Below are 22,036 nucleotides of genomic sequence, written 5' to 3'. Positions count from 1 at the left end.
TGCCTGTTTGGCCAATGCCCCATGCCCCATACCCCTCAGGAGTGCTATTAGCGGATAGCTAAGGTTTAGCCCGTGCTGAGTAGTGAATGGGAAATTTCAGTTCTTTACTCAGAACTCGGAACTGTTTTCCCCCATGCCCTCTTTGATAAATTTACTATCACATTTACCAGATAGGACAAGAGAATCACAAATCCAGAGAATCAGTAATGATTACTTTTTAGCTGTGTCCATCAGCATAGTAGCCTTAACCCAGACATATTCTTTACCTTAAGCTTTTAGAATCTGCATTGGGAAAATCACTGTAATACAAAGTGTTTATTAATTTTTACAGACAAAATAGCATTTTACCTGTAGAATTTCTTCGATGGTATCTTATTGCTTAAACAGTTCTAACGAGTTCGGCATCACTTACACACCAAAACAGTGACTTCGCCACTGTGTGTTCCCTCCTCACTACACCGTATTGAGCTTGAGTACGGGTATATTCTTTTGTGCCCTCAAACTCGTAAACTCGTCCCACAACTTTAGAGGTGTGGGTAATTATTTGGTGTTTTCGTTTGGAAATCTAGCTTTAGTAGTTTTATATACGCTATTCATCACTGAGTAGCAATATATACTGACTGCGAGGATTGTAGACCTTACCCTAAGGCATTTTTTTAGCCATTCATTAACCATGAAACTTGAGGATATATATCAATTTTTTGAGAATCCTCCGCCAACTTACCTTTGTCAGGAATTAGCAGTTTGTTACATACTGTCTATTTTGTTACAAGGGGAATCCTACGGAACCGAGTTGATCCAGCGATTAGAGACTGAATATCCTACCTATAGGCTTTCGGATACCGTACTTTACAGTGCAATCAAATTTCTGGAAGACGAAAGGGCAATCACTGGATATTGGAAAAAACTCGAAGGACGGGGACGCCCCAGGCGGATGTACCAAGTTTCTCCCGAATGGCAAGTTCAAGCGCCGGATTTAGCTTTTCTTTGGCAAGACTACATTAACAAGCGAACCAAGTAACGAATAATTGATAATGAATAAGTCTCCTCCAGTCAAACAATAACAATTAGTTATGGATACTCCTATTCTGCCATCTACCTTGTTACTAACCTTGTTGTTATCGGTTGGGCTGTTTTTCTTTATTCGTGCTTCGACTAAAGACCGTATAGAAACAGCGCACCTGGTCTCTGAGGAAAATGAAGCTGCTTTTATGTCTCAATTAAAAGAGTATTTTCGATCGCGGTCTTACCGAGTGGCAGCGGTAGACCGAGAATTAAACCAAGTAACTTTTGAAGGTAATGTTCGCCCTAGCTGGTTCTTAGCTATATTTCTCACTCTGCTGGCAGCTATTGGTATTGTTTGCTTATCACTAGTGGTGTACCTACTTTTTCCTAGCCTCAGTACTGTGGTTCTTGGAATGGTACTGCTGTCACCTTTGAGTGGTCTGTTTTATTGGAAAAAATCTGGAAGACTTGAGAAGGTGTCGCTCAAAGTCGAAACAACTCAGAGCGAACAAACCTCCTCAAGTAAAATTACTGTGGTTGCCCATCGAGATGAACTCACTGAGTTACGAAGGACTTTACAGCTAAAGGGTAATGAATAACTATTGGTTCTTATGACCATCTTTTAACTATGATATGCAGATTTCTGACCCGATCTACTCTTGAGGCAATGGAAAGTGTTCTTATAACTCCCCGAACTCAAAGTACAGGGATTCTCCGGTCAAACAGCAACCGCAGACTGAGCCTGTCTTACGTTGCCTCCCGAACTGGTTGATGCCCCAACCAGTTTGATAGTCAGGAGTCAGTCAAGACTGTTGCTTTGTCAATTTTCCCCATAACTTGTGTCGTGGGGAAAAATTTAAATCGAGCGATTTAAATTTGTTGACAGAGCTTGCTTAACAATCCATTGGACAAGAGCGCAACTTCACTAGCGCTTTGGGATGCGCTTGGCTCTATACCTACTCCCTTCCTCCGCATCATTCAAACTAATATCAAGCCATGCAATCCAGCGTGGTTTGAGACTAGTTAACTTTCCAATTACCTAGACTAGGTTGACTGGCAAATCACCTACAAACTAAAAAAAAATTAAATTTTGCATAAACTTAGCAACTTTGCCAGTTAATTATAGTCAGGAGCCGCATTCAATGCGTAAGATGACCATTTATGGTTTAGCGAGTAGCTAAAGCAAGAGCTTCTTGACCTGGCGAAGGTTCTAACACCCTCAAGCTCGGAAACAAGAAATGGTTTTCCTCTACGTATTGAGCACCAAACAGTCCCTTTTCCGCCCAGAAATAACGGTCTGTGGTGTGTTCGTTTCGCTTTACGAGTAACAACGCAGGTGGCAAAATACCTTCAGCTTGAATGAATCTTCTCGCTGCTGTCACAGGTTTTTCTTCACCACTTTCGATGCTATATTGAGGCACATGTTCCAGAATCCGCCGTCCTTCCTGCCGACGACGACTTTTTCTTTTGCGTCTCCTTGCCAACCTATTGTCCTCCTCTTTCAAGCTATAGATTGTAGTGATAGCTACAAAATCCGTCGTCATTATATAAGTTCTAGTTCAAAAAATCAACACTTTTTTAACTTTTGATTCAAAGAAAGTAAGTATCTTTGAAAATAGATAATACAAAACTCGCTAAAATATAATCTCCTGATACAAATCATTACTCAGAAGAATTTTAGTTAAGCTGTATTAAATAAAATAAGGTAAAAACTAACTATCCTTTTTTAATCATGCCTTAAAATCTGTAATCTTGAGCAAGAACGAAAAAATGTTAATGTCTGCCAGTTCGGATTTTCTTGCTCTGTGCCGAGAGCAAATAGCACTCCTCACCCAAGGGCTGGGGGCAACTTTAAGTATTGTATACCTGACACAAGAATTGGTAGAAACTCCCTCAGGTGACGCAAAACTGATTCCTGTGGTGATTTATCCAGAAACAGCATTATTACCGCCACGAGAGGAAACTACTGAGATCACAGCACCCAAGCAACTTCGAGTTAGAAATACCTTGCTATTACCCAACGATCGTCAAAGGTTATTGAAGGCAGGATCGGAATCTTCAACTTCGTCATGGGAGTCTCAAATACCAGATGGATCTCAACCTCATTTAGAAGAGGAATACTTACTTACGGGTAACCAAATTGTTTTACCTCTGGTTTATGAGGGGATGATGATGGGTTTATTGGTTACTGGTAGGGAAAATCAGGCATGGAACGAAAACGAGCAAAGTCAGATTCAACGAATAGCTCAAACACTGGCCATCGCTTGTATTTTAGATCAGCGACGAGCATGGTTGCAGCAACAGTTACACGAACAGCAAATTCTCCAAGAAAAACAGCGAGATTTGCTAGATAACCTGTTGCATCAGTTTCGTAACCCATTAACAGCGTTGCGGACTTTTGGTAAACTGCTATTGAAGCGACTCCGACCAGCAGATGCTAACCGAGATGTGGCAAATAGTATTGTGCGGGAAAGCGATCGCCTCCAAGAATTACTGCAACAATTCGAGCAAGTAATTGACTTGACAGAGACAGATTTAGCACCGCTACATCTGGCAGAAAAGGAAGTATTTGTGGAAGCAACTGTCCAAAAAGATGCTAAACCACCGCTATTATTGCCGGGAACTGGAGATAAAGCAGTTGCATGTTCCATAGCAGATATATTAGAACCATTATTAATATCAGCCAAAGCGATCGCCCAAGAACGAAAGCTAAAAATCATAATTGAAATTAAGCACAATTTACCCCTAGTACGTGCGAACATCAAAGCATTACGAGAAGTATTAAATAATATTATTGATAATGCATTGAAATACACTCCTACTGGTGGCAAAATTTTGATCCAAGCAGGCCAAAAAAAAGCTAATTTTTTAGGAATTGCCATCAGTGACAACGGGCCTGGTATTCCAGCCGAAGATTTAGAGCATCTTGGAGAACGGCATTATCGGGGTGTACAAGGACAAACAGAAATCCCTGGTACAGGTTTGGGTTTAGCGATCGCTAAACAATTAATAGAGCAAATGCAGGGCGAAATCGAGGTTTTCAGCCCTGCAATTCATTCTCAGCTAACTTCACCCAATAGACCGGGAACTACATTTATTATTTGGTTACCAGAAGTTGGGAATTAGTCATTTGTCATTTGTAAATACTAGACCTCTTGCCCTCATCCCTCAACCCCCAATACGGTTCGGTTAAAGGGTAAGAGATAAAGGGACTGATGTTTTGAATACATCCTTTCGCCTTTACCCCTTACCCTTTCCCCAGACCACACTTGATTGTGAAAAATGCTTATCCGAACCGTATTGCCTCAACCCCTTCTCCCAAATATTGGGAGAATTGGAGACAATTTCAAAGTCCCTCTCCCAGCCGTGGGCTACGGTGTACACACAAGTGGGAAATATTAGTCTGTTAAGGAATACTTGGCAAGTAAATTATCTGTCTTGACGGCGATTTCTCACGTCTCTCTAACACGTCAGTCTTTTAGACGCGATTTATCGCGTCTATAGAACATGATGGCTTTCTGGCTTATGCCAAGGGTATTGGGATAAAACTGGTGACTTGTGTGTACACCGTAGCCCACGGCTGGGAGAGGGATTTAGGGTGAGGGCTTTTAATTCATCCAAGAAGTCTACTAATCCCCAATGCCCTATGCCCCATAACCAATGCTTATCTGACTGAAACCAACAAGTTTTGATTGATTGTCATTTGTAGATCGGTATTTGGGTCAATTGCGATTAAGTCTACACTCTTTTTACCAAAGAATAGACCAATCAACGCACCAATACCAGCACCACCCAAGACTTCTTCTGTGGCAATGGCGCGATCGCCTGTGACGGCAGAGACGGCAGCGGCGGCTCCTGCGCCCAATACGGTATCTTTAATAATTGAAGTAGTACTAGTACCCTTGTTGACGCTTTCAGTTTTGGTAATCACTTCAGAAGTAGCGTTAAGTTGATATTCTTGACCTGTGGTCAAAACCAGTTTCTGGGCAACGAATTGAGAACCACCTGTAGCGGGTTTGAGTTGACCGATAACTTGACTACCAGCAGGAATGACTACAGATCCGTCTTGCGTAACCACGTTTTGCGATACTGTGAGTGTCAAAGGCGCTGTTTCGTCCTTTGTGACCAGAATTTTTTGCGCCTTGTCATACTTCACAGGGATAGCAGTCCCTTGGGCAATTGTGACAGATGTAGGCGTTGGGGTAGTAGAGCCAAGAGCCACAACATAGGGCGAGTTAATTGCTGAGGCTTGATTAGAACTGACTAACGCTTGGTAAATAAAAGCTGCTACTTGGGCGCGAGTGGCGGTTGCAGTGGGATTGAGGAACTTCACATTAGGATAGTTCACCACAATTTGCTTTTCTGTTGCTGCGGCGATCGGGCTACGGGCGTAGCTAGCGATGCTAGAGGCATCATTGAAGTATTGCAGAGTGCTTTCGGTATTGACGGGAGCATAGTCGAGACCGTTAGCGAGTGAAACTAACACCTGTTGGCGGGGAATAGCTTGGTTAGGCTCAAAACGATTGCCGGGATATCCTGATAGGAAACCAATGGTATAGGCTTGTTGAATGGCACTGGATGCCCAATAGTTGCTAGGCACATCAGTAAAACTGATTGGCGATCGCTGCTGTGCTTTTTGGAAAGCTTTGTTTACCATAGCAGCAAATTGAGCGCGTGTTACCGGTTCTTCAGGATGGAAGCTACCATCAGGAAACCCAGCAATTACACCTCGCTGTGATAATTGTTGAATAAATTCTGCTGCCCAATAGTTAGATGAAACATCAGAAAAAGTAGTTTGAGCAAAAGATGGTGCCGCTGTCATGAAGGGTGCTATAGTCCCAACTGTAACGCTCAAAGCCATCAGCGTAGCTGTTCTAGATTGCCAACGATTTAAGTTAAACATTATTTTTTACTCCGTCACAATTAGTTTTTTACTGTTAATTAATTAGACATTTACTGAGGTATAAGGTTCCCTTTTATTTGTGCTGTTTGTCAAAACCATTACTTTAGTAAGATAGCCATCATTAAAAGATATCTGTCAATATGAGTAGAGACTAAAAATAGTCTGAGCATCTGATTAACTCTTAGGCCAATTCAATAATTATTCCCATAAATATCGATATCAGCTAAGACGAATAGAGAGATAGAATAGTTGCTGAAAATAGATTTTTTGGGGGTTTAAAAATGAAGGCAATCGCACACTATAGTTAAAGTGGCGATCGCCTATTAGGGGTGATTAAAGTCACGACTTGAATTGAGTGAAGTCTAGTAGCGCGATGATGGTACTAAATTCAAGTTAGAATTCAGTGTAATCTTTAAATCCTGTGCAGGTCTTAGGACAAACATATTTGCTTCTTTTTTCCGCAATAGGACACTCGCACCTGCACCCGCCGCGGCACCGATAACAGGTTTTAAATCATCAATTCTGCGATTACCAGTAAGTAGCGAACCTAAAACACCAGCACCCCCACCAATAGCTGCATCAGTTAGAACCTGACCTGTGCTGGGTCCTTGTGTAACTTTTTGAGTTGTAGTGTATGTCCGAGAAGTTGCATTAATTGACTGGCGCTGACCATTAGGAAATTCTAATTCTTGAGCTACAAACCTTACCCCTTTTCCTTTGTTATCATCTGTATCTCTTGAATAACTATCTAAGTCAACAGCTTCTAGTCGTCCATTTACTTTAGTACCGGCGGGAATTAAGACATTTCTATTTCTGTCGATAATATCGTTCGCTATTCTCAAGGTTAGAGATTTACTTTCACCAGGGGCAATGGTAATTGTCTCTTTGTCATAGGTGACAGGAAGAGCAACCCCAGAAGGAATAGTAACGTTTCCGTATTGCCCAGCTCTGTTTTGCCCAATATTATAAGATTGAGCATTAGCAGGAGCCAAGCTGAATAGGGGGCTAACGACGGTTGTAGTAACGGCCATTGCCATAAGTGCAGCAGTTCCAGATTTCCAGTGATGTAGGCGAGTCATAGGTGGGTTGTCCTTTGTGTATGTGATATGTGTAATGACGATGCTTCACTGAGATTGTTTCTGACCATTTTTAAACGTGACTTTAAGCATATTCCGAAGGTAAAAATGCTGACAATTAAGACGAGTCTGTGCTTAGGTGTAGCTCATCCTAAATATCGTGTCTCAGGATTTTTATCTTGCTAATGTATCTAGCTAAATAGGAGACGATACACTTGCGGGACGCAAAATTACTCTAATTGTTTCTGAACTAAGTATTATTCATTACGTCTGCATATTCACACCATTGAATAGAGATAAGCAGACTTAATACCAACTCTTACTTCTATTCTATAGCAATCTTAAATTATTTGTGAACAACTAGAACCCAGATTTGTTAGAGAACTCGAAGAGATAAGGCTTGGAACTTAGATAAATCAAATAGAATTACTATAGATTTATTTCTTAGTAGTTGGTAAGTACTTTTTTCAGAGAATCGCTCAAGTCAATTTTATTAAATAACCACTGATGATACTGAGTGAACTGCAAAAATTGACTATGAACGCACTTATTACTCTAGATTTACTTGGTAATTTGTTCTATGATGAAGATAGTGGCAATTAGTAAATAATTAGGTAAGTAGGCACAATAAAAACAAGGTATATTGAGTTTTGTAAAAAACCCTGAACGATTCATTTATAAGCTCTTTGCTAAGTTTACACTTCGCTACATAGATTGATTTTTTAACGCCAAGTTACTTACCTCCCAAAACTGCGTAGGTTTTGGAATTTATTGGTTGAGGCAAGCTGTTCTTGAGCAGGAGGAGAAATGGAGGCAGGAGAAGAGTTTTGCTTCCTCTACCTGCCCTGCTTATCCGAGCAGTATTGACTTAGCTACAGCCTAATCTTCTGGCTAGTATTTTGCAAAATTGTGATATTATTCTAGCTATTTGGAAGTTCTAATTATGACAAATTCGACTGAAAAGCAAAAACAAAAGTATGCTAGGTTCCAAGAAATTTTAGAAATTGGAAAGCATCGCTACGTAAATGCTGGCGGAAATCCTCAACGTTATCGGGTAGGTTTTAAAGGTCAGGATTACTTGACAGATGAAGAGAGAAAAGAAGCAACCAAAATCATGAGACAAATGTTTGGTATTTCTATCACAAATGGTTATATTTATTGTCAGGGGAATTCTTTGGATTTACCGGAGAATTCAGTATTAGCTAAAGAGAAATTGGAATAACAACAGATAGTTAACAAAAATAACGAATAAATTACCTGTAGGACTGAAACATAATCTATGTGCTACATGGGTATTTAATATTCCTGTTGACGCTGTTTAATCTCTGCGATCGGTAATAGATAGCAAGGTATTTTCTATTTGCTGTCGTACTTCGCGGATGATATAACAATCACTATTCAAACAATCTACTAAAAACTTATTAGCATTGTAATACTGGTTTACTAATTTCTTCTGTCCATCGCTGAACTGCCAATTATGAGTAGTACGATATTTAATCACCACTACTCTTAATTTCTCATACTAAGTTGCGTTCAGAAGTAGTATTCTTTCGTTTTTTTCCGCGTCCTGGCGCTTCCCACAAACCTCCTAACCCCTGAACTTGCCAGCGTTTTATTGTCTGCCTGACCGTTTGTTGTGCCCAACCTAAATACTTTGCAATCTTACGTACATTCCATGCGTGGGCATTGAGGCGCAAAGCGATCGCTCGAGAGTTTGGTTCGACGTGTTACTTTGTGGTACTTTATCAGCACAACTGAGTTCTTTTAGTGTCAGGCTTTCTTCAGCAGTTAGTATTATTCTTAACGCCTTATGCATCAGCTATCACTTAATTTCTGCACTCTATCTATCTTACGTTTTTTTTGGTTGACCGACTTGTCAATCAGATACTGATACTGAAATCAATCCTAAGTAAGCAAGTGAGTAAGTATAAAAATGTCTCTGCGAATACATTTTTCATTTAAAATTTAAGGAAGATGTAATTATAGAAAATAAAATGTTATAATTATTAACTTTTAATTTAAGGTAGATAAAGCTTTATTAGCCAATACAATTTAGTTTTCAACTAAATTTTAGGTTTTAGGTAAAAAACAACTAATTGGTTTAAGTATTGGGTTTCTATTCTCTCCCGCTCATCCCCAAAGGTAATTCGAATTCCGCATCTGCCTCTTCTTGACGGGGAAGAGCCTCATAGTGTTATAACGGCATCAGTCTAGATACAAAATGGGTAATAACCAATTGATTACTAATTACTGGTGCTTAGAGAGAGTTAAACTTAGCTTCTAGAGCAAACCCCGATCGGACACAGTTAATAAGCAATGCTAACGCCAGCACTGCTGAATATTTTTAAGCGAGTGGGTCAAGAGTGATGAATGAAGCTGACACCTCAAATAAGGGGACTGTGATGGAATCCCTAAATTCTGCTAATTCGCCACAATTAAAGCAGGCGAATTGTCCCTTTTACTCGGTTGTGCCTAATGACAATATGGCAATTTCAAAATTGCCACTCCTCATGCCAGCTGAAGATACACAATTTTCGGAAGATACTACCCAGCAGGACTGGGTTGCAGAGCCTGAAAGCGGCAAACAAGCACTTCTTGACTCAGAATTTCACAACCTGCTGGCATTGAATGAAGAATTGCGTGTGGCTAACAATAACTTGTACGAACAAGTAGAACAGCTAAAAGACAACCTAGCTGAGTCCGAAAAGGTTTTGCAGTGGCAGAAAACGCGTTCTAGCGTTAGTGAGTCGATGCTCAACCAACAAACTCAAGAACTAGCTGCCGCCCAAGAACAAATAAAATCGTTATTTCAACAATTAGAAACTGCTGTACAAACTGTTCAACGCCAGGAAATTTTCATTGAAACTCATAAAGCGCAACTAGAAATTAGCCAGCAACGCCTTGCCCAGCTAGAAAGGGAATGTACGTTGCTACACACCACTAACAGCGAACAGTCTCAACAGTTATTGCAATCAGACAATATTTGTCGGGAGTTACGCACTAGACTTATGCGCCAACAACGCCAGACCCTACAATTTAAAGCGGCTCTGGAAAAATGTCTAGATACACCTGTTCCTGGGTATGATTCCTTAGACGATACTGCAAAACATCCTAAAGATATCACCTCCTCACAAGGAAGATTTTCTCGAAAAGCTCGGTCTTTGTTTCCTAACGCACAACCGATTCAACCTTGGTCAGCGGAACCAGAATCATTGACTGATAATGTAGATACTTCTTGGGGGGAACCTTCACCACCAGTTCCATTCCAAAGAAATGAACCTACTCCTACTCCTTCATCTTCTTGGAATTGGTCAGTTAAGGAAAACACACCAGCACCAGCACAACCTGTCCCATCTTCCAAAATTGACGATTCCCCAGATAAAACCGAAGCTGTTTCACCTTTGGAGTCGTCAAACTTAGATCAGCAATTAGATAGTCTCATCCAAATGTTTTTTACCTCCCAGCCAGTATCTGCATCACCATCGGTTGAGACAAAAACGGATGTAAATAGTAATGTAGATGATGCGCCTATCTGGGAAACTTTAGCAACAATTTTACATAATGATGAGCAAGTAGAAAATCCCCAGGAGGAGCAATTGGAGGCAGAAATCAATCCCCCTGCAACCACCTCTACTTCATCTCATGCCAAGGTCTTTGTTGAAGAAACTGAAGATTACTGGTCAGAAGTTTCACAATTGACACAGTTGGAATTGTCTCCAGAGTCATCCGATGATAACGCCAATGATGTCAGTTCACCATCACCCGTGGTTTATCCCCAGCGTCCACCCAAAGGGCGCAAGTCTTTGGCATCTGTGGAACTACCAAATTTTCGCCCCAAGGGGAAGGAGTAGTGCTGAGTGAGGAGTGAGGAGTTAGAAATTCTTCCGTACCCCTCCACCCCATACCCAATCCCTAATTAAGAATCCTTGTTTCTGATTTTGGAATTATGGCTTCTGAGCTAATTTTTGTTATCGGAGTGCCCGATCGCGGTTTACCTGTGGCGATGGCGTAATTAATCGCTAACAGCCTCAACCACAATGCCGGATTCCGGGGTTCCAACCAAGAACCTACCCGGCTCAAGAATTGCGGGAACCACGGACTTAGTAAAGCACTCACTAAGGCATGACGAGAGAAGTTAAAATAACTACCGAGCCATCTCACTAAATCCTTAGGCCCAGCCAGTTCCCAAATCCATAAAAGCAAGGCAGGATTTTTTCTCGCTGCTTTGAGTGCTAGGCGGTTAAAAGTTAACCAATCACACTTGTCTTTAATAAAGTTATCTGCGACTTCTTGGGGTTCGTCTGCTAACAACCCAAAGAAGGTATTCAGCATGGCGTTTACCCGCTGGGGTGGTAAAAATTTCCCTGTGGGTACCATCATCCCTTTAGAAAAGAGCCAAGTTACTGAAACGTTACTTTGATAAGCACGAATTTGGTTTAAGTGTCGGAAACTTAATAGGTCATGCTTGAGGGCGATATCCAACAGTGTTGTTAAGCGCTCTAAGTTACGAACCAGAGAACCAAAACCGGTGAAAACCAAGGGAGACTGGAGTGATGCGGCATCACCGATCGCAATTAATCGATCAAAGGCGACTTTGCGATCGCTACTCCCGACACTAAAATGTCCCGGAATATAGCCGAATGTCGGCTTTTTCCAGACTAATTTGTCCATATCGCATCGGCGATACTCTGGCAAAATCGTGAAAAAGTCCTCGTACATCTCTAGCAATGAACCAGGATTTTCAGCATTGACTTCGTGGTAATGAAATAAATAAATTGTCAGTTCCTCACCTTGTGCGGGAAACAATTCCCAAATCAACTGCCTTCCCCGCGAAATATCCCCATGACTGTAAAGAACGTCTCCATACTCAGAATCCCATACCCCCGGTTCAAATCCGCTCTCAATTGCCGCTCCTACTGTTGGACACACACTGTCAAAGGCACGATCGCCATTTAATTGCCAAGCAATTGGGGATGCGCTTCCCATCGCATCTATTAGTAGTCGCCCAGTTACTTCTTTCTCGATTTCACTAGGTAAATGCTTGACTTTTAAAACAACTTGTGGTTCATTAATATCTGCACGGATAAACTCTGTTTCATCCCAAATTTCACCACCTGCTGCTTGTAGCTTTTGTCCGCATAGTTGCAGCAATTTTTCGGAATCTAATCCTAAATTTAGGACTGTGGGTGTGTGCAATATAGGCGATCGCAATTTAGTTGGATTATTGGCATCAAAAAACTTATTGAATCCATCTTTGTATTCTCTGGCAATGATGGTTTCTAATTCTGCGGGGGTGATTAAACCCAAGTTAAGTAAGCTTTGAATTTCATCACGGGCAATATTCCATTCTCGGTTCATCCGCCCAAAAGGCATTCGTTCCAGTAGCAAGACTTTATATCCTAGTTTTGCCATCACTGCTGCATGGATGACACCTAGTGCGCCGCCGATATAAATCAGATCGTATTGGCCATGGGGCATTGAGGATGGGACATTGGGAGTGCTGACTGTTGACTGCTGACTGTTGACTTTTGTCCCCTTGTCCCCTTGACTCGAAAACACAACCTGTCGCGGCTGTTGTGGATTTCGTACCCCTTCGCGCCATCGCTGCTCCCACCAGTAGGCACGTTTGAGGTCATATTCCCCGTTGGGCATTTTCTGAAAATATTTGACGGTAAGAGGGTAATAAGGGGCTAGGGCTGCAAAAATCGATTGCTGGGATAAATCAATAACTGGCGGTTCCGGGTAATGATGCGGAAAATGGCTTCTGATTTCTTTAGTGAGGTATTGTAGAACTTCTTTCTCTTGGGGAAAGGGTTGTTCTGCCCAACGAAACACTTTTAAATAGGTAGTTCGTTGCACCGACCAAACAAATACTGAAAGTTCTCCAGGTAAATTTTCGGAAATCACCTCGCTAGAAGTTGTAGTAGCCGTAGTAATTTTGAGGCGGAAGCCTTCTGATGTCAGCAGTTTTTCCCCATTTGGAGGTTCAAAATCTGTTTGCAACCAGCTACGTACAGCAGCGATATCCGAAGTTGGAATTTCTAAATAAAGGATTTCTCTCATCTTTTCCTGACATTTCCAATGAATCTATTCACAAAGACAGATTTTATGAAGGCGCAAAGTAAGGTAAACTCCGCCCTATTAGTTACGTAAAGATTCAGTGAAGAAATTTTAAGATTTTGTCAAATTTATTGTTCATTTTGTAAAAGTGTAAACCTACGCCATGCATTATCCCATTCCAGACAGTCCCCAAGAAATTGTAGCTCTGCGACAACAGCCAATTGATGAAGAATTAGTTGCCAGCGCGATCGCTGGAGTTATTAAGATTGTCCGCGCTCAAGGTCAATCTTTGGAAGAATTAACTGCCCAACTGCTAGCGGAAGATCCATTGTTGGATCAGCAACAACGTCGCTGGTTGAGCCAATTAGTTGCCCAATCTTGGGAAAAGTTTTCTTAGAATTTGGCCCTTGGCGATCGGGTTGCAGCAGACAAAAATTTAAATTGAAAGATTTATATTTAAATATTTAAATATTGGCGATCGCATTTTCGCTGTTACGTGAGAATGATTATCTGTCGGAAATGGACAATTGATGTGCTATTTTTACGTTCACGGCACAAAAGCTCTTAATTTAACCTGGTGTTAGTAAAGCCGGACTATTTTTAAAGTCAGAAATACAACGATTGCTTCCAATTGTGCCATTGCCCTCATAAAATAGAGGCGATCGCGTTCAGCGTCTGCTAGAGAGGAAACAAAAGCAATGCGAAAGCGAAAGTGAGATCGCCAAAGTCTTGAAAATCAGTAGATTGATTCAGTTCTTGTGAAGCGATTTTGAAGATTCAGTAATCGCCCTTAGCATTCACTGATTCAGTTGCTACTATGGTCAGATATACAGAAATCCTTATACGGAAACTAAATCACGCTCTTCTGTTTTTGGAAGAAATATAAACCAGATCAAAAGCCCCTCGGAAGGGGGCTTTTTTTTATGGCGGTGATGGTAGCTCACGTACTATCAAAATAAGTAAATACTTAAACAGAATTAATTACACACATTTTTTTGTGTTCGCTATTCCCTGTCTCCATGATTGAATTTAATTTTGTCCACGTACTTGTATATATTTAATTCATATGATTTTATACAATCCGAAAAATGCGAGCGAAAATACGAGATACAGAGATTTTCTTTGATGTGGAAGGTTCTGCATTAGTTGTGGATGGTGCGAGGATATACTCTAAACCTGTCGCCTTTCTAATTCATGGGGGACCAGGTGCGGATCATACTTCCTTCAAACCAACCTTCTCGACTTTAAGCCGAAAACTACAACTAGTCTATTTTGACCATCGCGGTCAAGGAAGGTCTGCCCGTGGACCTAAAGAAACCTATACTCTAGACAATAATGTTGAAGACATGGAAGCATTACGCCAACACCTTGGTCTGGATAAAATTGTTGTGATTGGCGGTTCTTACGGTGGTATGGTGGCTCTGACTTATGCAGTTCGCTATCCTCAGAATGTCTCTCATCTGATTGTAATTGCCACGACAGCCCATAGTGGCTTTTTAGAAAGGGCTAAGGAAATCCTGGCATCAAAGGGAACTGAAGAACAAAAAGCGATCGCTCAACGACTTTGGGATGGGAACTTTGAAAATGAAGAACAGCTAAGACAATATTTTCAAGTGTTGGGACCAATGTATTCGCTAAGATACGATCCCACAATTTCAGCCATTGCTTGGCAGCGGAATATTCTCTCAGTTGATGCGATTAATGTTGCTTTTGGCGGTTTCCTCCGCCACTACAATATTCTTGACCAGTTACACAAAATTACCGCACCCACTTTAGTTATTGCAGGTCGATATGACTGGATTTGCGCCCCAGAATTTTCTGAAGAAATTGCTCAGGCAATACCTAATAGCGATTTGAGAATTTTTGAGAATAGCAGTCATTTGATCCGTGCAGATGAGCCAGAAGCACTTTTGGATGCGATCGCAGGTTTCTTGGTTTATAAACGTTAGCTCAATTCGTAGTTAGGATGTGATGTTTCTTGACTCGCCCTTTGCACAGTTAGTTGAGAAGAGTCTGAAAAAGGTTCTGACATTTGATCAAACCTTGTTCATGTCATAATTATGACCAATTCCTAATCACTCGATCTACCTCTACTTAATACCCAAGACAAACCACCAGATAGATGAAAAGTGCAGGAACTGATGATAACTTGAGGTGAACAAAAGCTTCTAACAACCCTCGAAGTGAAAAAGTAGCTATTTATTATGATCGTTGTCCATCATCTCAATAACTCGCGATCGCAGCGGGTGCTATGGCTACTTGAAGAATTAGGTATCGAATACAAGATCGAGTTCTACGAACGCGACCAAAAGACGATGCTAGCACCAGCATCGCTGCGCCAAATCCATCCGCTCGGCAAGTCACCAGTGATTACAGATGATGAAAAGACGGTCGCTGAGTCAGGCGCGATCGTTGAATACATAGTGGGTCGCTACGGCAATGGTCGGTTAATCCCAGCATTCGGTACTAAGGAACGTTTGCGCTATACGTATTGGCTGCATTACGCTGAAGGCTCTGCAATGCCCCCTCTAGTGATGAACCTCATCTTCAACCGTTTTGGGGCAGGTGACGGCAGTGCCAACAGCGCATTTATTGCGCCCCAGATCGAGCTTCACTTTAACTACATAGAAGGTGAACTTGGTAAGAGTACGTGGTTTGCAGGTGAAGAATTCACCGCCGCCGATATCCAAATGAGCTTTCCTTTGGAATTGGTCGGTATGCAAGCCGAACTCATCTCTAGCCGACCAAAGATTAAGCAATTTATCGAGCGCATCCATGCACGACCTGCTTACGAACGTGCCCTTGAACGTGGGGGTAGATACGATTTCGCCAAGACCATATAAGGAAAATAGAACTCGACTAACCACTGTCCGTTCGTTTATTCTCCAACTAATTGCTTGCGTTTACGAACAGAGGTGATGCCGAAAGCACCTAAGCCTAAGATACCAATCAGGGAGGTGGGTTCGGGAACAGCTTGGGTAACTACCTCAAATTTGAAATTGGGGCCAATCCTACCGTTACCTGCTGTCAGCGTTGAAGGAAAACTAAACCCTTGGGATGAACCATTTCTGGCGCTACCGGTGAGAGTAATTTCTGGAGCCGTACTTACAGATGCGGGAACCCTATAAATATCACTAAATGGACTAGTTATTGCTGCACCAATAACGTATGACATTCCAGCAAGAAGATTGACTGATGTAATATCCTGGTAACGAAAGCTTCCAGTTAGTGGACTGGTGGTCTGGACAGTTGTTGAAGCTAGTAAATTCCCATCCGATGTCCACAAACCAACTAAGTGCGATTGTGATAGAGGATTCGCAAGAGTTTGATCGTAAAAACCTAATGCAGTAACTGAGAGGTTGTCATTAGCAGTAAATGACCAACCAATTGTTTGATTTGTACCATTAAAAGCTGAGAAGCTACTTCCACCCGTCAAACTCTGTATCGCTTCATCTGCGTATACAGATGGCGCAGAAAGTAAAGTTGTTGCCAATACCAAAGGAGCAGCCATTGATAAGCTTTTCAGTACATTTACAGTCATAATTTTATTTTCCTGGTAACCATTTAACATTTGATATTCTTCACAGTAAAATAGACTACTTGTATCTGTAAAGCTTTTTTAGCAACTTCACAGAAACTTAAACTAAAGGTTAGTTTAGCGACATTGAATTTGTACGTGAATCTGACTTTTGTCGTTAAGTATCAAAAAGCTTGCTGAGAAACGATTCGGAATAAATTACAAGTCAAAGAACCTGTTGTTGCTCCTAAAGATATCGCACCACGAGCCAAGATCGATATTCAGGGCATCAATAATCTAACAATCCTAAGCTATATGGAGAATATGAACGCCTTTGATTTCCAGGGGGCTGTAGCTTTATTTACTGAAGATGGTGCCCTGCAACCTCCTTTTCAGCAACCGATTGTGGGTCATGAGTCGATCCTCGCATATATGCGTGAAGAATGCTATGGACTGAAGCTGATTCCTGAGCGAGGAGTGTCTGAATCAGCAGAAGGAGAGTTCACCCACATTAAAGTGACGGGTAAAGTGCAAACTCCTTGGTTTGCTGAGAGTATTGGTATTAACTTAGCATGGCGGTTTTTACTCAATCCTCAAGGCAAGATTTTCTTTGTGGCGATCGATTTGCTGGCATCTCCCCAGGAACTACTGAACTTGGGATTTGTTCGGTAGAAAAGCTTTCTGAGGTTAACTCACAAATCTGAAATATTGCCTAGCGATCGCTCTACTAAATCTGTAATAGTAAGGATTTGTGAGTTATACTAGAGATAGTAACAGCGACAACGCTACACCTTGCGAGGCAACCAATATGGATGCCAATGAAGTTTTAAGACGATATGCCGCTGGAGAAAGAAATTTTAGACAGCAAGACTGGAGAGGAATAAGTCTAGCTAAAGCAAATTTGAGTGGGATAGATTTGACTGGGGCACTTTTGAACTACGCAGACTTGAGGAACTCAGATCTAAGCTATGCCAATTTAAACTGGGCTGGACTTAAAGGAGCAAATTTCAAGGGTGCTAATCTGAAGGGCGCAAAAATGCCTGATGGAAAAACACACAACGATCGCTTAGAGTCTGCAAATTATTTCTTTAGCTCACACCTAACAAAAAATTTGCACTAACTAGTTCCTCTGTATTGATTCACATTATCTTCAGACTTCGTTTCAATCACTTTGAGAAAACCAATGTAACTCAAGCCCCATCAGTATTTTTTACTGGAGGACATTGAAGTAACTTGATATGAATCAATAAACTATCATGCCGCAGGATGTAGTCAAGATAAGCATTGATGCGTTGGCATCGGTTTGAGTCAGAGGTGAACACTTGGCCAGGTTGCCAATGACTTAAAAATCAAAGATCAGATTTTAGATTAAAGTAACACCTTGATTGGAGAATCATTATGTCAAAAGAGAAAAAAGGCAACAAAGAAGCCAAAAAATCCAAAAAGCAATCTGATGGTACTAAAAAGCAAAAGAAAGACCCTAACAGACATGATGGACCTGTACAGAGAGTAAAGAGTTCAAATGAGCAATGAAACATTGAATCCTAAAACATAGCTAAGCTGATGCGCGTCTAAAGTATATAAACACTCTTGATGGTCGTTGACTGTTGACGGTTAACTGTTAACGGTTAACAGTCATAAAGTAAATGTACAAATTAAATGCGTAACAGCTTAGTACCGTTGTGGGTAATTCGTAATTACCTATTAGCAAGGGTTTCAGCGATTTAAAATGGTTAGCTGATTTACACCGTGCTTAGTACAGCACGGGGTAAATTTACCTATCTTTAACGTGAGTTCGACAGAGCTAAAAAAGGGCAGGAGGTAGAGCAAGTAAGCCTTTTGGGTAAATGTCAATAGAAGGTTTTTTAGGCAAATAAGTATAAGCAGCTAAACCAGCCATTAAATTAACCAAAAAGTTAAATGGACTACGATGGCGAGAATGTTCGATTTGACATATATTTTTTAGATGGTCATTGACGGACTCAATCACAGCGCGTTTGCGTAACAGAATCTTATCAATCAGTTTTACCAAACGGTTTTTCATTTTCTTCTTAGATTTTGTGACTAACTGCAATCCGCGCTCATATAACTCCTCAAATAATTTTTGAGAGATGTATCCTCTGTCACCAAAAAGTTTACCAATTAAGTCACGAGTCATTTCTGGAACTGGTTTTCGGTCATCTACATTCGCCGGAGTTAATGAAAATGCAAGTAATTCTCCGCAATCATTAATAATCAAATGAAGTTTAAATCCAAAGTGCCAACCTACAGAATTTTTACCCCATTCTACTAAGCCTTTAAATACCTTATGAGAATGGGCTCGACAGTTATGACAAACATTAATCGGAGTGGAATCAATAAAGCTAATCCCTGTAATTTCTCCTGTACGTGTATGTAAAAAGCAACATAATAACATTAAGCACCAAGGCATCAATTCCACAAACCGAGTGTAGCTGACCAAATTCGGAAATGCTTGATGCCAACTTTGAAGCACATGCAGAGTGTAGAATTCCTTGAAAGTCTTATATCCACTGCCATGAAATGCAATGACTATTGTCATTACCTCTGATAAACACATCCTCGATTTACTGCGACGCTCTCCAGAAGTAGACGGTAATTGTGGTATTTGCTGCCATAGATTTTCCCATTGGTTACAGAAATCATCTACATCCCAGAATATTTGAGTGATATCGAGCCGAGATACAATGGTAGACATAGCCGAGACCTTGATTTTTCTTAGATATTTTTAGTCTCGGCATTTTTTTGTCACTTTTTCACAGATTCTCAATCAATCGTAGCGATCGCCTGAACAATACCCAATTGTGCAAATCTATATATGGCAAGCTTTTTTGGCTTTTTCTAACCGTCGAACTCACGTATCTTTAACAAGGGGCTTAACCTCCTTGTCTGTTTAATTAGGGGTTGCTGAAAAAGTATGAAAAAGCAATTCTTTTGGGTTGACTAGTTATTCAAGCAAAATGAAAGATAAGCTTTTGTTGTCTCTAATTCAGAAAATAATAACTTTCAGTTATAGGAAACTGCAAAAAAGGTGCAGTTTTCAAAAATAGACATAAAAAAGCATAAAACACGCGCGACAGGTGAGTAGAAAGATTCATCACTAAAAAAGTAATAGCAATTGCAGTTTCAGAAGTATGGGAAAGTTTCGCCATCACTCGATTGAGGCTAAACCTTCTTTTAGCTTGCCCAAATTTTCCTTCAATACAATTACGAATTTTCTCAGATTCTAAATCTTGTTTCTTTTTTTCTTTACTAAGATTAGCAGGTGGTCTTCCCAAAGGAGGGCCACTGATGATAATACCTCTTTCTTTGCACCAAGCTCTATTCTCTCTTGTGCGATAAATTTTATCTACATGAACCGATTCTGGATAATAGCCAGTATAATTTTTATATGCTTCTACTTGTGCTTTTAAGTCTCCTGATTCATTAAAATTATCCCAACTAATATGGTCTAAAAATACATATCCATCAAAATAACTAGCTGATAATTTTGCCCCAAATTCCACGGCTTTCCCAGCTTTTCCACGGACAATTGGACGGATATGTGGTTGGCTTAAACTAACGATTCGGTCATCAATACTCTGTTTTTTATTTTCATACAACCATAGTTGTTGACGATAAACTTCTACAACTACAAGCAACATTTTATATTGTCTAGTACTTAGTTTTTCTAGAGTTGCTCCTGTTCTGATTAGCTGGTCAATATGAGATAAGTTTCTTTTGATATATTGAAGCTGCTTTTTAATCGCTTTTTTCCTATCTTTTTGGGATACACGACGCTTTTTAGCGACTTCTAAGTAGTCAATTCTTGCTATTTCCCGATAAGTCTTTGGTTTTTTCTCTAATGTACCTTTTATCTGTTCATAAAGAAGGTCTATTATTTGTTCTGTCTGTTTTCTTGCTTGGTTCAATAGCTCGAAATCTGTTGGATAGCTGATGTCTGCTGGCGCACAAGTCGCATCTAATATTAATTCTCCCCGATTTTTTGGCGTGTTATCTTCTTTTTCTAATTCTTCTTTTTTTTTGAGTTGATTCAGTTGATTCAATTGATTCAGTTGCTAAAGTCGAAGATGTTGTCTCTAGTATCCTCTTAACAGTTTCTTGATTTACTTTGTTTACTAATTCTGCACTAATTCTTTCACGAAAATGGACTAGCATCGATGCATCAAATGGAGCTTCATTAATATAGGATGACATCCCTATGAAGTACTGTAGATAAGGGTTTTCCTTGATTTATTCTACTGTCTCTCTATCACTTATTCCTAGTTTTTCTTTGATTATTAATGCCCCTAATGCCATCCGAAATGACTTTGCTGGCGCTCCCATCTCTACAGAGAACCCGGATGAATATTCCTCTTCAAATTCTGCCCAGGGTATTAAATTCGCCAGAATAATCCAACGATTATCTGATGACAACTTGCCTGAAAACGGAAATTCAAAGTTCTCTGGTGAGATTGGATTTTGCCCCTGTTTTCTGTACATGGTTACAAACAGCACACTTGTGTACTGCTGGTCGCGGTTATGCAAGGATTTTGGGCTATTTTACCCTCAAGTCTTGCACCTGAATATACTTCTTTGGTCAGATAATCTATATCCTGTGAGCTTCTCTTTCTTTTTCAGCAACCCCTAATTAAGAACTTTTATGTCGTAGTTAATCAAATAACCCCCGAAATAAAACAGTACTCTGCGATCTTGTAGGGAAGGAAATATTAAATTATCACCTTGTGCTTTGTACATTGTGAAAGCGATGTCTACGACGGGCTATGCCTACCCGCTACTCAACTATTAGAAACAAAAGTTATTAAAGGTGAGAAACTTTACAGTTTGCTGTCCCAGGTTCAAAGTGTAAATAATTTAACCATTTCAGATAGATCTAATTTAAATCTTTCAGGAGTTAGCTCATGAGTGTTATTACAAAAATGATTGTAAATGCAGATGACGAAGTTCGCTATCTCAGCCCTGGAGAACTTGAGCAGATCAAAATGTTTGTTACAAGCAGTGAGCGCCGTCTACGCGTTGTGCAAGCTTTAACTCTGAGCCGCGATCGCATTATTAAAGAAGCTGGAAAAGAACTTTTTCAAAAGCGTCCAAACCTTGTTGCTCCAGGTGGTAACGCCTACGGCAAAGACATGACTGCCACCTGTCTGCGGGATATGGATTACTACCTGCGGTTGATTACTTACAGTGTTGCAGCTGGAGATACTACACCAATTGAAGAGATCGGAGTCGTTGGTGTTCGCCAAATGTATAGATCCCTTGGTACACCAATTGAGGCGGTTGCCCAAAGTGTCCTTGCGATGAAGAACATCGCTATCTCAATGTTGTCTGGAGAAGATGCTGGCGAAGTTGGCAGTTACTTCGACTACCTAATTAACGCTCTCTAGTAGAAATCACTTAGCGATCGCTTTTGAGGTGACAATGTTGCACGAAAAAGGGAGGCGATCGCCTCCCTTTTTC

General features: G+C 40.7%; 19 protein-coding genes and 2 pseudogenes. 12 read left to right on the top strand and 9 right to left on the bottom strand.

All coding sequences use genetic code 11. From position 1 onward, the window contains the following. Positions 1-673: 673 nt before the first annotated feature. On the top strand, positions 674-1,021 hold the full coding sequence (locus ACFG4S_RS10785) for a PadR family transcriptional regulator (RefSeq protein ID WP_392534785.1): 348 nt from the start codon (positions 674-676) through the stop codon (positions 1,019-1,021). A 52-nt stretch (positions 1,022-1,073) separates the two neighbouring features. Continuing rightward, positions 1,074-1,604, top strand: a complete 531-nt coding sequence (locus ACFG4S_RS10780) for a cofactor assembly of complex C subunit B (protein WP_392534784.1) — start codon at positions 1,074-1,076, stop codon at positions 1,602-1,604. A 567-nt stretch (positions 1,605-2,171) separates the two neighbouring features. Here the strand turns inward: ACFG4S_RS10780 and ACFG4S_RS10775 are convergent. Further along, complete coding sequence (locus ACFG4S_RS10775; RefSeq protein ID WP_392534783.1) at positions 2,172-2,489, bottom strand: DUF3155 domain-containing protein; 318 nt, start codon at positions 2,487-2,489, stop codon at positions 2,172-2,174. 286 nt (positions 2,490-2,775) lie between these two features. Here ACFG4S_RS10775 and ACFG4S_RS10770 point away from each other — a divergent pair, with 286 nt between their 5' ends. Continuing rightward, positions 2,776-4,131 (top strand): sensor histidine kinase, encoded by a 1,356-nt coding sequence (locus ACFG4S_RS10770; protein WP_392535958.1) that lies wholly within the window; start codon positions 2,776-2,778, stop codon positions 4,129-4,131. Positions 4,132-4,669: 538 nt separating this feature from the next. Here ACFG4S_RS10770 and ACFG4S_RS10765 read toward each other — a convergent pair. Further along, the gene (locus tag ACFG4S_RS10765) at positions 4,670-5,908 is read right to left on the bottom strand and encodes an S-layer homology domain-containing protein (protein WP_392534782.1); all 1,239 of its coding nucleotides are present in this window, start codon (positions 5,906-5,908) and stop codon (positions 4,670-4,672) included. Positions 5,909-6,270: 362 nt separating this feature from the next. After that, the gene (locus ACFG4S_RS10760; RefSeq protein WP_392534781.1) at positions 6,271-6,987 is read right to left on the bottom strand and encodes a conjugal transfer protein TrbI; all 717 of its coding nucleotides are present in this window, start codon (positions 6,985-6,987) and stop codon (positions 6,271-6,273) included. A gap of 940 nt (positions 6,988-7,927) precedes the next feature. On the opposite strand from ACFG4S_RS10760, the gene ACFG4S_RS10755 reads away from it, so the two are divergent. Further along, positions 7,928-8,206 (top strand): hypothetical protein, encoded by a 279-nt coding sequence (locus ACFG4S_RS10755; RefSeq protein WP_392534780.1) that lies wholly within the window; start codon positions 7,928-7,930, stop codon positions 8,204-8,206. Between the two features lie 96 nt (positions 8,207-8,302). On the opposite strand, the gene ACFG4S_RS10750 is transcribed toward ACFG4S_RS10755, so the two are convergent. Further along, positions 8,303-8,488 (bottom strand): hypothetical protein, encoded by a 186-nt coding sequence (locus tag ACFG4S_RS10750; protein ID WP_392534779.1) that lies wholly within the window; start codon positions 8,486-8,488, stop codon positions 8,303-8,305. A 13-nt stretch (positions 8,489-8,501) separates the two neighbouring features. Beyond that, entirely contained in the window at positions 8,502-8,681 is a 180-nt protein-coding gene (locus ACFG4S_RS10745) for a helix-turn-helix domain-containing protein (RefSeq protein WP_392534778.1), read from the bottom strand. A 669-nt stretch (positions 8,682-9,350) separates the two neighbouring features. On the opposite strand from ACFG4S_RS10745, the gene ACFG4S_RS10740 reads away from it, so the two are divergent. Then, positions 9,351-10,835 carry a hypothetical protein gene (locus ACFG4S_RS10740; protein WP_392534777.1) on the top strand — a complete coding sequence of 495 codons (1,485 nt, stop codon included), beginning with the start codon at positions 9,351-9,353 and terminating at the stop codon, positions 10,833-10,835. Between the two features lie 61 nt (positions 10,836-10,896). Here ACFG4S_RS10740 and ACFG4S_RS10735 read toward each other — a convergent pair whose 3' ends face one another. Then, complete coding sequence (locus ACFG4S_RS10735) at positions 10,897-13,047, bottom strand: NAD(P)/FAD-dependent oxidoreductase (protein ID WP_392534776.1); 2,151 nt, start codon at positions 13,045-13,047, stop codon at positions 10,897-10,899. Positions 13,048-13,207: 160 nt separating this feature from the next. Here ACFG4S_RS10735 and ACFG4S_RS10730 point away from each other — a divergent pair, with 160 nt between their 5' ends. From ACFG4S_RS10730 to ACFG4S_RS10720, 3 genes are all read left to right on the top strand, one after another. Beyond that, complete coding sequence (locus tag ACFG4S_RS10730; RefSeq protein ID WP_392534775.1) at positions 13,208-13,441, top strand: hypothetical protein; 234 nt, start codon at positions 13,208-13,210, stop codon at positions 13,439-13,441. A 691-nt stretch (positions 13,442-14,132) separates the two neighbouring features. Continuing rightward, positions 14,133-14,993, top strand: a complete 861-nt coding sequence (locus tag ACFG4S_RS10725; protein ID WP_392534774.1) for an alpha/beta fold hydrolase — start codon at positions 14,133-14,135, stop codon at positions 14,991-14,993. 255 nt (positions 14,994-15,248) lie between these two features. Further along, positions 15,249-15,887, top strand: coding sequence for a glutathione S-transferase family protein (locus tag ACFG4S_RS10720; RefSeq protein ID WP_392534773.1), 639 nt, complete (start codon positions 15,249-15,251; stop codon positions 15,885-15,887). Between the two features lie 35 nt (positions 15,888-15,922). Here the strand turns inward: ACFG4S_RS10720 and ACFG4S_RS10715 are convergent, their stop codons facing one another. Further along, complete coding sequence (locus ACFG4S_RS10715) at positions 15,923-16,585, bottom strand: DUF4082 domain-containing protein (RefSeq protein ID WP_392534772.1); 663 nt, start codon at positions 16,583-16,585, stop codon at positions 15,923-15,925. Between the two features lie 198 nt (positions 16,586-16,783). Between ACFG4S_RS10715 and ACFG4S_RS10710 the strand changes: the two are divergent. The 3 genes and pseudogenes from ACFG4S_RS10710 to ACFG4S_RS10700 all read left to right on the top strand — a co-directional run. After that, positions 16,784-17,233, top strand: a pseudogene (locus ACFG4S_RS10710) (ketosteroid isomerase family protein); the annotation flags it as partial. 79 nt (positions 17,234-17,312) lie between these two features. Then, entirely contained in the window at positions 17,313-17,681 is a 369-nt protein-coding gene (locus ACFG4S_RS10705) for a pentapeptide repeat-containing protein (protein WP_392534771.1), read from the top strand. Positions 17,682-17,959: 278 nt separating this feature from the next. Beyond that, entirely contained in the window at positions 17,960-18,094 is a 135-nt protein-coding gene (locus tag ACFG4S_RS10700) for a hypothetical protein (RefSeq protein WP_392534770.1), read from the top strand. Positions 18,095-18,365: 271 nt separating this feature from the next. Here the strand turns inward: ACFG4S_RS10700 and ACFG4S_RS10695 are convergent, their stop codons facing one another. Both ACFG4S_RS10695 and ACFG4S_RS10690 read right to left on the bottom strand, forming a co-directional pair. After that, positions 18,366-19,277 carry an IS982 family transposase gene (locus tag ACFG4S_RS10695; RefSeq protein WP_392530720.1) on the bottom strand — a complete coding sequence of 304 codons (912 nt, stop codon included), beginning with the start codon at positions 19,275-19,277 and terminating at the stop codon, positions 18,366-18,368. A gap of 286 nt (positions 19,278-19,563) precedes the next feature. Then, positions 19,564-21,061, bottom strand: a pseudogene (locus ACFG4S_RS10690) (IS5 family transposase). A gap of 419 nt (positions 21,062-21,480) precedes the next feature. Here ACFG4S_RS10690 and ACFG4S_RS10685 point away from each other — a divergent pair. Further along, positions 21,481-21,963, top strand: coding sequence for an allophycocyanin (locus tag ACFG4S_RS10685; RefSeq protein ID WP_392534769.1), 483 nt, complete (start codon positions 21,481-21,483; stop codon positions 21,961-21,963). Positions 21,964-22,036: the final 73 nt, after the last annotated feature.

The organism is Nostoc sp. C117 (assembly GCF_043099735.1).
Classification (GTDB): Bacteria; Cyanobacteriota; Cyanobacteriia; order Cyanobacteriales; family Nostocaceae; genus Nostoc.
Note: the sequence above shows the minus strand (reverse complement) of the source record. Positions and strands in the feature narration are given on the sequence as shown.